12 protein-coding genes are annotated in these 14,163 nt (G+C 51.7%); 4 read left to right on the top strand and 8 right to left on the bottom strand.

What is annotated here, in order from left to right; all coding sequences use genetic code 11:
- Positions 1-342: 342 nt before the first annotated feature.
- Complete coding sequence (locus AB4876_RS09005) at positions 343-1,794, top strand: ice-binding family protein (protein WP_368381317.1); 1,452 nt, start codon at positions 343-345, stop codon at positions 1,792-1,794.
- 98 nt (positions 1,795-1,892) lie between these two features.
- On the opposite strand, the gene AB4876_RS09000 is transcribed toward AB4876_RS09005, so the two are convergent.
- From AB4876_RS09000 to AB4876_RS08975, 6 genes are all read right to left on the bottom strand, one after another.
- Positions 1,893-2,357 carry a periplasmic heavy metal sensor gene (locus tag AB4876_RS09000; RefSeq protein WP_368381316.1) on the bottom strand — a complete coding sequence of 155 codons (465 nt, stop codon included), beginning with the start codon at positions 2,355-2,357 and terminating at the stop codon, positions 1,893-1,895.
- A complete protein-coding gene (locus tag AB4876_RS08995; protein WP_368381315.1) occupies positions 2,354-2,809 on the bottom strand; it encodes a hypothetical protein in 456 nt (151 codons plus the stop codon). Before AB4876_RS08995 ends, AB4876_RS09000 begins: the two co-directional genes overlap by 4 nt.
- On the bottom strand, positions 2,806-3,354 hold the full coding sequence (locus AB4876_RS08990; RefSeq protein WP_368381314.1) for an RNA polymerase sigma factor: 549 nt from the start codon (positions 3,352-3,354) through the stop codon (positions 2,806-2,808). The genes AB4876_RS08995 and AB4876_RS08990 overlap by 4 nt, the downstream gene beginning before the upstream one ends.
- Before the next feature lie 40 nt (positions 3,355-3,394).
- On the bottom strand, positions 3,395-3,856 hold the full coding sequence (locus AB4876_RS08985; protein WP_368381313.1) for an EF-hand domain-containing protein: 462 nt from the start codon (positions 3,854-3,856) through the stop codon (positions 3,395-3,397).
- A 228-nt stretch (positions 3,857-4,084) separates the two neighbouring features.
- Positions 4,085-4,759 carry an NUDIX hydrolase gene (locus tag AB4876_RS08980; RefSeq protein ID WP_368381312.1) on the bottom strand — a complete coding sequence of 225 codons (675 nt, stop codon included), beginning with the start codon at positions 4,757-4,759 and terminating at the stop codon, positions 4,085-4,087.
- A gap of 33 nt (positions 4,760-4,792) precedes the next feature.
- A complete protein-coding gene (locus AB4876_RS08975; RefSeq protein ID WP_368381311.1) occupies positions 4,793-5,641 on the bottom strand; it encodes a peroxiredoxin family protein in 849 nt (282 codons plus the stop codon).
- Between the two features lie 378 nt (positions 5,642-6,019).
- Between AB4876_RS08975 and AB4876_RS08970 the strand changes: the two genes are divergently transcribed.
- The 3 genes from AB4876_RS08970 (at position 6,020) to AB4876_RS08960 (ending at position 11,020) form a co-directional block, all read left to right on the top strand.
- On the top strand, positions 6,020-7,417 hold the full coding sequence (locus tag AB4876_RS08970; RefSeq protein ID WP_368381310.1) for a wax ester/triacylglycerol synthase family O-acyltransferase: 1,398 nt from the start codon (positions 6,020-6,022) through the stop codon (positions 7,415-7,417).
- Positions 7,418-7,474: 57 nt separating this feature from the next.
- The gene (locus tag AB4876_RS08965) at positions 7,475-9,463 is read left to right on the top strand and encodes an SDR family oxidoreductase (RefSeq protein WP_368381309.1); all 1,989 of its coding nucleotides are present in this window, start codon (positions 7,475-7,477) and stop codon (positions 9,461-9,463) included.
- A gap of 255 nt (positions 9,464-9,718) precedes the next feature.
- A complete protein-coding gene (locus AB4876_RS08960; RefSeq protein ID WP_368381308.1) occupies positions 9,719-11,020 on the top strand; it encodes a GntP family permease in 1,302 nt (433 codons plus the stop codon).
- Between the two features lie 42 nt (positions 11,021-11,062).
- Here AB4876_RS08960 and chrA read toward each other — a convergent pair whose 3' ends face one another.
- Positions 11,063-12,190: a chromate efflux transporter gene (chrA, locus tag AB4876_RS08955; protein WP_368381307.1), complete on the bottom strand. Its 1,128-nt coding sequence runs from the start codon at positions 12,188-12,190 to the stop codon at positions 11,063-11,065.
- Between the two features lie 66 nt (positions 12,191-12,256).
- Positions 12,257-14,092, bottom strand: coding sequence for a DEAD/DEAH box helicase (locus AB4876_RS08950; protein ID WP_368381306.1), 1,836 nt, complete (start codon positions 14,090-14,092; stop codon positions 12,257-12,259).
- Positions 14,093-14,163 lie beyond the last annotated feature (71 nt).

Below are 14,163 nucleotides of genomic sequence, written 5' to 3'. Positions count from 1 at the left end.
CTAGGTAAATTCCATTTAATTACGTGACCAAACGACTCCACATTCAACTAGAAACACACGAACAACAACGCCTCACAGCTAGCACAATCGCACAGCGCAACACCCCAAATAATAGTAGGTGTTAGAAAATAATCCACCTATTTACACATTAAAGGCGCATGATGGCTGCCACCCTTCCCCGCCTAAGGCCCTAGTACTAGGCGGAAGCAAGTCTCCAATATCAATCTTAAGCAAGCGCATATAACAAACGACAAAATCTCGCCTCACGTAACTTGACGAAAAATATCGTGAAAAAGTGGCTTCTACTCGCCCAAAACAAAACAATTTCCTTAGGAAAATACCATGAAGTTAAGTAAAAAACACAATGGACCAAGCCTCTGGCTGGCGTGCCTGCTACCCATATTAATGACTGCATGCGGTAGTGATAACAACAGTGATAACTCGGCTGTAATTGGCGCCTCCGTCGTCGCAACCAGCCCAGCCGACGCCGATGTCGATGTGGCAATTAACCAAAAAATCGCGGCCACGTTTAGCGAAGAGATGGATGCCGCAAGTATAAGCACTGATAGTTTTACACTTATCGGTGCTAACGAGGCTGGCTTAACGGGCGTGGTGAATCTTGATGCGGGGTCGAATTCCGCAATATTTAGCCCCGACCGCAATTTAACAGCCGACACGGTTTACACCGCCACCCTAAACCGCACTATTAAAAACACATCAGCTAGGCCACTAGCTGCCGACTATGTCTGGAGCTTTACCAGCGGCGCCACCGAAGACAGCAGCCCGCCCACTAAAAGCAGTAACAAACCACGCAATTTGGCTAATGGAGCTGCACTTAACAGTATTATTAGTGCCAATTTTAACGAAGCGCTCGATCCACGCACGGTTAATACTTCGAGCTTCACCTTGCGCACCGGCCTTAGTCTTAGCCTTGTTACCGGCACCGTAGGCTACGACAATAGAGTCGCGAGCTTTTCGCCAAGCGGCAACCTCTCGCCCAACACGGTATACACAGCTACCTTAACAACCGCAATTACCGACCTTGCCGGCAATCCACTAGCGACCGATCTTATGTGGAGCTTTACGACCGGCACGGCAGTTGCTGCAGGCCCCGCAGCAGTCAATCTTAGAACCGCAGCCGACTTTGTGATTCTGAGTAAATCCGGCATCACCAATGTGCCAACATCGGCAATTAGCGGCAATATTGGCGCAAGTCCAATCACCGCTGCGGCAATGGACAATGTTTTCTGTTCAGAGATCACTGGCACAATCTACGGCTCCGATGCCGCCTATACCGGTAGTAGCGACACCGGCTGCTTTGCAGGCAATGCGCCAGACAACACGCTAGTTGCCAATGCTGTGCTCGATATGGGAAGCGCTTATAACGATGCGGCAGGCCGTACGACGCCTGATTTTACCGAATTGCACGCTGGGGATATTAGCGGCCAAACACTAGTTCCTGGTCTATATAAATGGGGCACAAGTGTTTTGATATCAACAGATGTCACACTTTCTGGCGGCTCTAATGATGTGTGGATATTTCAGGTAGCTGGCGATATCACCCAAGCCAATGACAGCAGCATTATTCTAGATGGCGGCGCACTGGCCAAGAATATCTTTTGGCAGGTCGGCGGTGGCACTGGCGTTGCTGTTGGCACCGACGCCCACTTTGCAGGCATAGCGCTAGCGGCAAAAGGCATTACCGTTAACACTGGCGCCAATATTAATGGCCGACTGTTAGCACAGACTGCCGTTACCCTAGACCAAAATACGGTAAACCAGCCCGCGCCATAGGCTATACAAAATACCGTGCAACGATGTGTGCATTAAAAAATGGGAGCCACTTGGCTCCCATTTTTATTAGTGACCATCAGCAGCTGAATGCCACCCCGCTAGTGAACGGGCCGTTCACCGCCGTGATCTTTGCCACCGTGGCGGCGCATCATATCGGCTTTCGCAAAATGCAGGCGCTGCTCTACCGGCATGCTCGGCAATACCTCAGCGAGCACTTGGTGACTAACTGATTTCAAGTTCATCTCAGTCTCGCGGATACGTGTCAAGCTCTGGCTTATATCGGCGGTGCTCGCCTCTGGCATTTTCAGGACTTTAAACATATCCCGCCGCGCGTTGCGCATTTCCCGAAAAGCACTGCGCATTTCACTGCGGTGAGCCTCCATAGCAAGACGCATTGGCTCGGCAAATTCGCTAGGCTCGTCACGTAGTAGCTGGCGAGTCATACCGTGCATAGCGCGGCGCTCTTCGCCTTCCATGCGATGACCAACAATCAAACCGATTAAGGCGCCATTGATGATTACCGATGCCAACAAGGCGATTAAAATCCCATTACGCGATGTCATTGGATATCACCTGCTAGCCAATTACTAACTTCGTAGTTCATTGCACTCTCCAGATAGACGCTGTCGCTATCACTAAATTCATCAAGCATACCGCCCGCGCCCAAGACCAAACCCAATAGCGCCGAGGCCATGGCTGAGGCAAGGCTAATTCGCCAAAACGGCAAAGGATTGGGCGCTTTTGCACTGCGCAGCTGGGGGTGGGCGGCAATAGCTTGTAGGCGCCGCTGTAAAGTATCACTGGGGCTAAGCTCCGACATACCATCGGCGTAGTCTTGCAGTAAATTGGAATTTTCGACCTCAGCTTCGCGCTGCGCCAGCTGCCACTGTTGCCGACGACGGCGACTACACAGCAATAACAGTCCCAAAAGCGGCCACAACATTCGCGGCCAACCGCCAAGCTGTGCGCCGTAATGCTGAATAGCTCTGCCAAACAACGTTTGCGATATATTCACTCGCCACCTCCTAAATTCTGTCGGAGCTGAGTTTTAGCTCGGCCTAACAGTGACTCGACAGCCTTGGCCGACAAGCCCATAATTTCTGCAATATCTTTTACTGGCAAATCTCGATAAAAGCGGAAGGCCAAAACCGCTCGCTGATTTTCTGGCAAACGCGCCAATGCCTGCACTAAGCTTTGATCAGCAATATCGTCTGCGGGGCTACTCGCCGCTGCTAGCTCATCGACGCCACCCTCGGCAAGCGAGCTTTCATCTAAATCCAATACGTAGCGCTGCTGCACGCGCTGGCGAAAATTAATGGCTAAATTATTGGCTACTCGGTACAACCAGGTGGTAATTTTCGCGTCGTCGCGCCACTGGGGTGCGTTCACCCACAGCCGCTCAAACACCTCCTGACACAAATCTTCAGCGTCATCTCGAGATAACACAATGCGGTATAGAACATTGAGTACCAGCTTGCTATGACGCTCCAGCAGACAAGTAAATGCCTGCTGGTCGCCACTGGCAAGCCGGCGCATCAAGCTCACGTCATCGTCTAGCATTTAGTAGCTAATCATTTCTGGGCTAATATTAATACCCGCCCTACTCGCCATGTTTCTCATGGCCGCCGTCGCAGCCATGTTTGCGGCCACCTTCACGCGTACCCTTGCGCATTTCGCGGCGGCTGAGCTCGCCATTGCCATCGGCGTCCATCTCTGCAATCTGGGCTTGAGCTTGTGCTGCAAACTCTTCTGCCGACACCTTGCCGTCACCATTGCTGTCGGCCTTAATAAAACGCTCCTGAGCTTTCGCTTCGCGCATCATTTTGTGTTTAGCTTCCATTTGCGCTTTAAAGGCTTCGCCCTCTTGCTTGGTTAGGAAACCATCTTTATTTGCGTCTATCTTGCTAAAGAGTTTTTGGCGATGCTCTAGCATTTCTGCGCTGGTCACCACACCATCGTTATTGAGGTCTGGGCGAGGGTGATGCTCTTTGCCGTCACCCGCGTGAACCGACATAGCGCCCATGGCGATAAGCCCACCGATCAGTAATTGTTTGGTGTTCATAAGTTGCGTTCCCTTAATAAAGTTGAGTAATGTAACGGCCGTATTGATTAAACACCGCGGGCCGAAAAATCCCTCGCTACTTACGTTCACACAAGTAAAAAAATCATCTGACGAATATATTTTGAACAACTAAGAATAGGCACGAGAACAAAATTCCGCGCAAACTACAGACCAGCAGCGGCTTTGTGAAGGCAATAGGCAGGCTGAGTAGCGGTTTACAATAATCGCTTACTCGCTAGCAAATTCGTAACGCCATACTCCGGCTTCTAAATAGCAGCGGTTTTTAGGGCCTTCGATGTTCGGATCAATGGCATCAAAACCCGCATCACCGTCGTAAAGCATACACACCACTTCATTATATTTTGAAATTCGCGGGGCTATAAATGGCACCTCACGTTCGCGATAAAAGCGCTGAGCCTCAGCGGCACGAGCGCAGCGCGCCAGCTCGGTCAGGGTCACTACAGTTGGTGGCAACAAGGCTATTTCACCACTGCGATGCTGGTCTAAAAAAAGCTCAGGAGTCGCCCAACTAAAATCATCCATTTCTTCGCCATCTACCACCACCTCACTGTGCTCTGGCCCCGCTACCGCCAAATAAAACCAGGTAGCAAAACGACGCCCCATGGTGGGTGGGGTTGTCCAGTGTGACAAAAACTGTAGGGATTCTGGATCCAGTACAACGCTGGCCTCTTCGTGAGTTTCACGCACTGCCGCCACTCGCGCGGCCAGTTCGTCGTCAGTGCCGCCAAGATAGTCATCTGGATCTATTCCACCGCCAGGAAATACCCAGTGCCCGCCGCTAACTTTAAGTTGTTGGTGACGCCGCAGTAACAAAGTTTCAAGGCCGGCGTCGCCGTCGCGAATAATCACGGCCGTAGCCGCCGTTCTAATTTCGGTATTCATTAGTCACATCCAAAATTTTAGGGTCTCAAGCAGTTACATCCAAACGCTATCTAAGGCACTGATTAAGGTCTTTGTTTTTGGGCGCACCCGGAAATTTTCGGTCAGATCCGCATACACTATTTTCCCGTTTTCATCGACGATCAAGGCCGTCGGCAATACCGTGTCTTGGCCGTAACCAAGAATCCCCAGCGGCACGCCGTAGCGGTGAGCAATACCCAAGCTCCGAGCGGCGAGATTGCCTTCATCGATACAAAATTGCATACCCACATTAAATCGCTGTGCTTGCTCAGCGCTGCGCTCTGGCGTCTGCGGACTAATTAACACCACCGCGACGCCACGCCGCTGAATTTCTTCAAATTCGGCGGCCAATTCGCGCAACTGTACTTGGCAGGCAGGACACCAATTGCCGCGATAAAATACCATCAGGGTTTTGCGACCGAGAAAAGCGCTGGAATGCAGTAATTGCCCGTCGAGGGTGCGCACACTAAATTCTGGCAATTTTGCGCCAATTCGCAGCAGCTGATTGTCACCGCGATCTAAATAGGAATACCAAAATATATACGCCAAAACCCCGCCTAAACCAAAGAACAGGGTGTAAAAAGTCGGCACGGCGCGCATTTCAATGATCGCCAGAAAAGACCCCAATAAAACGGTGACCACTGGAATAGCAATAAAGTGGGCAATACCAAGCCAGGGCAAAAAATAAACAATCCCGATAAAAATCACCAGCGGCACCAAAGCCACCGCAGAACCCAGCCACGAAAAACTAAAGTCATTACCACCCAGTAAATACAACACGCTTTGTACCGAAACGAGTGTACACAGCAACAAATAAGGAATTGCATACCAGCGCTTTACGAGAGTCACTACCGTCTTTATCATTTCTTATTATTCCGACTATTCACCGACTTGCCTCTTAGTATGCTATTAAATGTTCCTATTGTGGGCTAACTTACAGAAAACTTAATGATTAGCGACGCACTGACAAATAGTACGAAGACCACATGCCGAGCATCGATAGGAATAGGAACTATCCCAAATCACATCATGCATCGCACAGCCAAATAACCTATATTTAGCACGCGTCGAGCATTGACCTAAAATAATAGTTTGCCGAAAAACCGGCAATAGCCAAGCAAAACATTAGGACATAGACTAATACCGTATTCAAATAAATTAACAGGCGTAGCGGTATGTTAACGTCGAAATACTAAGCGCTAGGCTACCATTTACTTGCAAACACAGGGTGTGAATACAGTTATGGCAAAACTTTCAATAATGGATTTGGCCTTCTTCCTTACCGAAACCGACGCGAGCCCCAAACACGTCGGCGGGCTCTTAATGTTCCGCAAGCCCGCGAAAGCCGCTGCCGATTATGTTGAAACCGTGGTGGCCGAATACGCCGGCAATATTAACGAAATTCGCGCGCCATTTAATCAGATTATCAAGTTCGGCGCTTTCACCGCCCCGCAATGGCAGGTAGACGCCAATTTTAATATAGAAAATCACGTCTTTTTCCACACCATCGGCGGCGACGATTTTCGCCAAAGCCTCTACGATCTAGTTGGCGAGCTACACAGTATCCGCATGGATAGAACACGGCCAATGTGGGAGATGCACGTAATTCAAGGCATCGACGACCAGCGCTTCGCCATCTACACCAAGCTCCATCACGCTTACGCCGACGGCGTTACTATGTCGTCGTGGCTGGTAAACAGCTTGAGCAAATCGGCGCGCTCTAAGGCGGTCACTCCCATCTGGTCGGTTCTCCCCCAGAAACGCCTGCAAAACACCGCCGATAGCATCTCAATTATGAAAGTGCTCACCCAGCTGGGTGGTCGCTCTAGCGACTACCTTAAAGCCGTTACCGGCTTATCTAAACTTAGCGCACAACTGGCGCTGGAAACCTTACACCTGACTAAAAATGCAGTGGCGGTTCCCTTTAAAGCCAACCCGAACACACCACTCACCGGCCAAGTCAGCGCGGGCCGGCAAATTGCCACAGCGGCGGTCGACATGAGCCGCGTTACCAAACTCCGCCAACAGACCAGATCTACCCTCAACCATATTGCCCTAACCTGCATTGACGGCGCTCTGCACCGCTATTTACAAGATTGCGATGCCGATATCAATGAGCCTATTACCATTCAAATGCCGGTCAATTTACGGCGCAGTGATGACGATAGCTTTGGCAATAAAATTGGTATTGTCCTCGTTGAATTGGCCAGTAAAACCACCGACCCCTACGAGCGCCTGCGGGAAATTGGTTTCACCTTGCGCAATGTGCGCTATCAGATAGACGGTGTACCACCGGCCTCAGTGATGGCCTACACGGTATTACTGGGCAGTATTTCACTTATCGGCGAAGCGCTGAAACTCGGCGATGTGCTGCCGCCGCTGGGTAATACCTTGGTGTCTAACGTGCCAGGCCCAGCCAAAGCCCTCTACCTGAAGGGCGCTAAACTAGAAGAAATGTACCCGATCAGCGCCTTGACGCCGAGCAACCACCTCAATATTACGCTATACAGTTACGACGGCCGCTTGCAATTTGGCTTAGTTGCCAGCCAAGCCATGCCAAACCTTGATATTCTCAGTGATTACATTCACGATGCATTTGACGATCTCGAAGAGGCGGTATCCCCTAGCAGAGGAAAATAAAGCCAAAAATAATAGATCCTGAGCACTATAGAATTCATAAGACCTGGAGATTCACCTATGAGTTATTTTGTTACCGGCGGTACCGGTTTCATCGGCCGCTTTCTAATTGAACGCCTCGCTAAGCGCAAAGGCACCATATACGTTCTAGTGCGCCGCGGCTCCAAACAAAAATACAAAGACCTTCTGCAGCGAACTGGACTGAGCAGCGATCGCTTGGTGGCAATTAATGGCGACTTGTCTAAACCTAAACTCGGGATTAGCAGTAAAGACCTCGCCACTTTAAAAGGCTCGGTCAAACACTTTTACCACCTAGCTGCCATCTACGATTTAAAAGCTGACGCCGAAAGCCAAGAAATCGCTAATATTGAAGGCACTAAAAATGCCATCGCCGCTGCTGAAACAATGGAAGCCAAGTGTTTCCACCTCGCCAGTTCCATCGCTGCAGCAGGCCTATACCGCGGCGTATTCCGCGAAGATATGTTTGAAGAAGCGCGCGGTTTAGAGCACGCCTACTTCCGCACCAAACACCTCTCTGAAGGCCTTGTGCGCAACGAGTGTAAAATCCCCTACCGCATTTATCGCCCAGCGATGGTGGTTGGCGACTCTAAGACCGGCGAGATCGACAAAATCGACGGCCCTTACTACTTCTTTAAATTACTGCAATCCCTCAGAAACCGTCTACCCCAGTGGCTGCCATTAATCGGCATTGAAGGCGGTCAAATGAATATTGTGCCGGTGGACTATGTTGCCGATGCAATGGATTTTCTGTCACATAAAGCCGGCATGGATGGACGCTGCTTCCATTTGGTTAACCCCGAATCCCAGCAGGTTGGCGAAGTGCTCAACATCTTCTCTAAAGCCGCCCACGCGCCACGCTTTGCCCTACGTATTGATATGCGGATGTTTGCCTTTATTCCCGCATCAATTCTAGGCTTGGTCAAAGGCCTACCGCCGGTGCGCCGGATTATCAATGCGGTATTGGCCGACTACGGTATTCCCCGCGACGCGGTAAGCTTTATGAATATGCCTACCCGCTTTGACACCCGCGACACCCTAAAGGCCCTCAAAGGTAGCGGAATTGAGCCGCCAGCACTGGAAGATTACGCTGCCAAAATTTGGGATTACTGGGAGCGCAATCTCGACCCAGACCTATTTAAAGACCGCTCACTGCGGGGCAATGTCAAAGACAAAGTTATTGTTATTACCGGCGCCTCGTCCGGTATCGGCAAAGCGGCATCGCTAAAATTAGCCACGGCAGGTGCCAAAGTTATCTTAGTTGCCCGCTCGCTTGAAAAGCTCGAAGAAACTCAGAAAGAAATTGCTGAAAAAGGCGGCACCAGCTTTGCTTATAGCTGCGACGTATCAGATTTGAGTTCCTGCGACCAACTTGTAGCTACTTTGATCGAGAATCATGGGCAGGTAGATGTGCTGGTTAACAATGCCGGTCGCTCGATCCGCCGCTCACTAGAGCTAACCTTCGACCGCTTTCATGACTTTGAGCGCACCATGCAGCTCAATTACTTTGGCGCTATCCGCTTGATTATGGGCTTGGCACCATCAATGCTGGAACGCAGAGCTGGTCACGTTATTAATATTTCGTCAATCGCCGTAATCGTTGGCACATCGCCACGTTTCTCGGCTTACGCGGCGTCTAAGTCGGCACTGGATGCCTTCTCGCGCAGCGCTGCCGCCGAGTTCTCGGATCGCAATATTGCCTTTACCACCATTAATATGCCGCTGGTAAGAACGCCGATGATTGGGCCAACCTCAATCTACAACTCGGTACCGACCTTATCGCCAGAAGAAGCGGCCGATATGATTTGCGACGCGATTATTCGCCGTCCTAAGCGTATTGCCACAGGCCTAGGAATTACCGCACAGGTGCTCAACGCCATCATGCCCAAGGCCGTGGAAATCACCATGAACACGGTATTCCGCACCTTCCCAGACTCATCTGCCGCCAAAGGTGAAGGCGATGCCGCCAGCCCCGAGGTGTCAACTGAGCAAATGGCACTGGCCGCGGTGCTCAAAGGTATTCACGTTTAAGTTGTTTGCCACTATGCGATAGGGAAAACCCTATCGCATAGTCCTCCAGTTTACCCCCGCCTAACACGCTAAAACCGATTGTCCCTCGCGGTATCAAGCACCCGCATCACAAACCTGCAACGCCCAGCGATTCGAAATTAAGTTCACAAACACATATAATCACGGCGCCTTTTATTAGCATGCTAACGCCCTCCTCAGTTAGGATTAGCTACTCAAGCCTTTACCACCACAAAAAATACAGATTTGGAGCATACAATGGTTAGTATGATCGGCTTAATCGGCGGCCTGTTATTACTCACCACACTGGCCTTGCGGGGCTGGAACCTATTTATTGCCGCGCCGCTGTGCGCCCTAGTTGTGGGCATTAGCGGTGGTATTCCGGTATTCCCCGGCACTGAATCCGTGGCTTTCGTCACTACCTATATGAACGGCTTTGCCAGCTTTATTAGCGCCTGGTTTCTGATGTTTTTACTCGGCAGCCTATTCGGCAAGTTCATGGAAGACACCGGCACCGCCGACAGTCTCGCGCGCTGGATTATTAGTAAAATCGGCGTTAAACACGCAGTGGCAGCCGTTATTCTCGCCTGCGCGGTACTGACCTACGGCGGTGTTAGCGTATTTATTGTGGCGTTCTCAGTTTACCCTATGGCCTTGGGCCTGTTTAAAGACGCCAATCTACCAAGACGCTTTATTCCAGGCGCGCTGGCCTTTGGCTCAGTGACCTTCACCATGACCACCGCGGGCTCGCCAGAAATTCAAAACTGGATACCGGTTAAATTTCTGCACACCAGCCCTTACGCGGCATGGGAAATCAGTTTCACGGTAGCCATATTTATGGCCGTACTGGGCTTTTTCTGGATAAATCGCATGGTGCGCAAAGCCGTCGCCAACGGCGAGCGCTTTGAACACCGCGCCACCGACCCCGCTATTCCAGAACGGGATTACCCCAACCCCATTAGCGGCTTGGTTCCGCTGCTGGTGGTACTCAGCATTTCGTATTTTTGCCACGAACAATTTCAGCAATACGCGCTCATCCTAGCGCTATTAGGCGGCTGTATTAGCCTGAGCCTGTTAAATTTTCGGCATTTTCACAATATTAATAAAGCGATTAACGAGGGCACCACCGGCGCGCTAATTGCGATCGGCAATACCGCTGCCGTGGTGGGGTTTGGCACCGTCGCGAAAGCGTCGCCGGCCTTCGCTGTGGCGATCGAAGCGATGACCGCGATTCCCGGTAATGAATTAATTGGCGCTGCGCTGGCGGTGACTACTATTGCCGGTTTAACTGGCTCCGCGTCTGGCGGCTTGTCCATCGCCCTGCCGGTACTCGCGCCCCACTATACCGATTTAGGGGTGAACCCCGACCACTTGCACCGGATTTCGTCTATTGCTTCTGGTGCCCTCGATTCACTGCCCCACAATGGCTATATCGTCACCACCGTGCGCGCCATTTGCGGCGAAACCCATAAAAGCGCGTACTGGCCTATTGCCGCGCTGACCATTGCAATTCCCACCTTGGGTTTAATATTGGCGGTCTGTTTGATGCAGTGGTTTTAATCAATCGGCCAAAAAGCCGGCAGTTTATATGGGCGATATAACTTACAGAAGCAGCCAGCCGTACACTGTAAATGCGGGAATAAGCCAATAAATAGGCAGTCGCTGACTGCGCAGGCCAATAAAGCCCAGGAGCGCCAGCGTCAATGAGAGGATGTCGTGGGGTGCATTGCTCAGCACCGGGTTGACCCAGGCCGCCGCCAACATACCAACCGCCACCGCATTGACCCCAGCAATAGCGGCCACTACGCGGCCATGCTGAGCCAATTGTTGCCACAGGCCATTAAAACCACCCACCAACAAAAACCCAGGCAGGAACACCGCCACAGTAGCTAGGCCCGCGCCCAGCGAGGCCGTTTCTGGCCGCAACGTTGCACCTAGGTAACTACTAAAAGAAAACATCGGTCCTGGCACCGCCTGCGCCGCCGCATAACCCAATAAAAAGCGGTCTTTGCTTAGGCCATCGCCTATAAACGACTCCAATAAGGGCAGCACCACATGGCCACCGCCAAACACAAAACTCCCCGCCCGATAAAAAATGCCAAACACAGTGTTGGGATAAACCAGGCTAAGCAGTAATAAGCCCGCAAAACTGGCTAAACAAACCATCGCCGCTTGGCTCAGTTTTATTTTCCCGGCAACTTCAACGGGTGCCGCCCGCCACGCCATCCACAGCGCTGCGCCAAGCAGCAGGGCGAACTGGCGCAGCGGCGTCATTGCCAACAACAAAATAGCGCCGCTCACAATACTGATCACGATGGTGCTTGGCTGCCGGCAGAACTGGCGAGCCATACCCCACACCGCGTCGGCCACCACCACCAAGGCCAACAACTTTAAACCGCTAACCAAGCCATACTGCCAACTGCCGTGGCTTAAATTGGTCTGCCACACAGCCAGGCCAAGCATTAGCAGGAACGAGGGTAAGGTAAAACCAAGAAACGCGGCGACACCACCAAGGGCGCCACCGCGCTGACAGCCAATGGCAAAGCCGAGCTGACTCGAGGACGGGCCGGGAAGAAACTGACTAAGGGCAAGGTGCGCGGCAAAATCCTGTTCACTGAGCCAGGCTTTCTGTTCAACAAACACGCGCCGAAAATAGCCTATATGGGCCGCGGGGCCGCCAAAGCTGATACAACCGAGATAAAGGAAGTTTAAAAAGACTTGAAAAACCACGTTTAGACTCTCTGACCGCTAACAGAACGCTCGAAGTCAGAGAGTCTAAATTATTACCGTTAAAGCTTACACCTTACCGCGCTTTTCTCTGCTGCCGGTAATTGTGGGCTTAGCTGAGCTGGGTTTGGTGCCGCTCGGCTTTACTGCGTTAGAGACTCTCGGCTTAGCCTTAACAGGCTTGCGGCCCGCCTTATCACCACTGGACTTGCTCCGTGGCTTACGAGGACGCTCACGATCATCAATCGGCATATCGCCGCCTTCGTGCACAGAAATACTCAGCGGCTGACCAGCAACCCGCGTGGTACGCAAGCACTGGAGTACATCCTCAGGCAACTCTGCAGGCAGATCTACGGTAGTAAACTCGGGGTAAATCGAGATACGACCAATGTTGGCGCTGTCGATATTGGCTTCATTGGCGATGGCGCCAACAATATTGCCGGCACTAACACCGTGCTGACGTCCCACTTCCAAGCGGTAGCGCTGCATGCCGGTTTCTGGCCCGCGCGAGGCGCCGCCCGGCTTGTCGCGGCTCGGAGGCACCCGACCTTCGGTCATTAATTTCGGCGCATCTTTTACCAACAGCGGCTTGTCGCCCTGTAACTGGCTGGCTAAGGCCGCTGCAACGTCTATTTCAGAGACGTCGTGCTTAGTAACATATTCCTGCAGCATTTTACGGAAAAAGCTCAGATCGGTACCGGCGAGGGTATCGGTGATCTTTTGCATAAAGCGGTCAACCCGCAGTGCATTAATGTTTTCGGCAGTAGGCAAGCCCATTTCTTCAATAGACTGCCGTGTTGCGCGTTCAATAGCCTGCAACATGCGTTTTTCACGAGGTGCCACAAACAAAATGGCATCACCGCTACGACCCGCGCGGCCAGTACGACCAATACGGTGTACATAGGCTTCGGTGTCGTGGGGAATATCGTAGTTTATAACATGGCTAATACGCTCAACGTCGAGGCCGCGCGCGGCAACGTCGGTGGCAATAACAATGTCTAAGCGGCCATTTTTAAGCTGCTCTACGGTGCGCTCACGCTGAGCCTGGGCTATATCGCCATTCAGGGCAGCGGCGGCATAGCCACGCGCCTGAAGCTTTTCAGCGAGTTCAGTGGTTACCAATTTGGTGCGCACAAAAATAATCATGCCGTCAAAGGGTTCGGCTTCTAAGATACGGGTTAAGGCATCCAGTTTATTCAAACCACGCGCCATCCAGTAGCGCTGACGAATTGTAATCGCCGTTGAGGTTTTAGTCTGAATAGTAACCTGTTCAGGGTTATTCAAATACGTGGTCGCAATACGTCGAATTGCCGGAGGCATAGTCGCTGAAAACAGCGCTATCTGCCGTTTAACTGGCATTTGCGACATAACCCATTCCACATCGTCGATAAAGCCCATGCGCAGCATTTCGTCGGCTTCGTCCAAAACTAGATGGGTTAAATCATCCAATTTTAGGGTGCCGCGACGCATGTGATCCATAACGCGACCTGGGGTGCCAACAACAACCTGTACGCCGCGTTTCAACGCCGCCAGTTGACCACGGTAATCCTGGCCGCCGTAAATGGGCAGCACGTTGAAACCAGGTAAATGCGAAGCGTAGCTTTGCAGCGCTTCAGCCACCTGAATCGCCAATTCGCGGGTTGGTGCCAAAATAAGCGCTTGGGTACGTCGACTGTTTACATCTAAACGCGAGAGCAGAGGCAGGGCAAAAGCTGCCGTTTTGCCAGTACCAGTTTGCGCTTGGCCAACAACGTCTCTGCCGGCAAGAATAAGGGGGATGGTCGCCGCTTGAATTGGCGAGGGTATTTCGTAACCAACTGCTTTAACCGCAGCCAGTATTAGAGGCGCAAGGCCTAAGTCATCAAAAGTAAGAGTATCCGCTGCCGCGGGTGTATCTGAGGGCATAATCGCTACCGTAGGAATCAAGAGTCGCCGCAACATTTGACCCCACTCGGCCGAACGCAGCCAATGGCGTT

This window comes from Zhongshania guokunii, from assembly GCF_040892635.1.
Taxonomy (GTDB): domain Bacteria; phylum Pseudomonadota; class Gammaproteobacteria; order Pseudomonadales; family Spongiibacteraceae; genus Spongiibacter; species Spongiibacter guokunii.
This window is presented reverse-complemented; position numbering and strand designations above follow the sequence as displayed.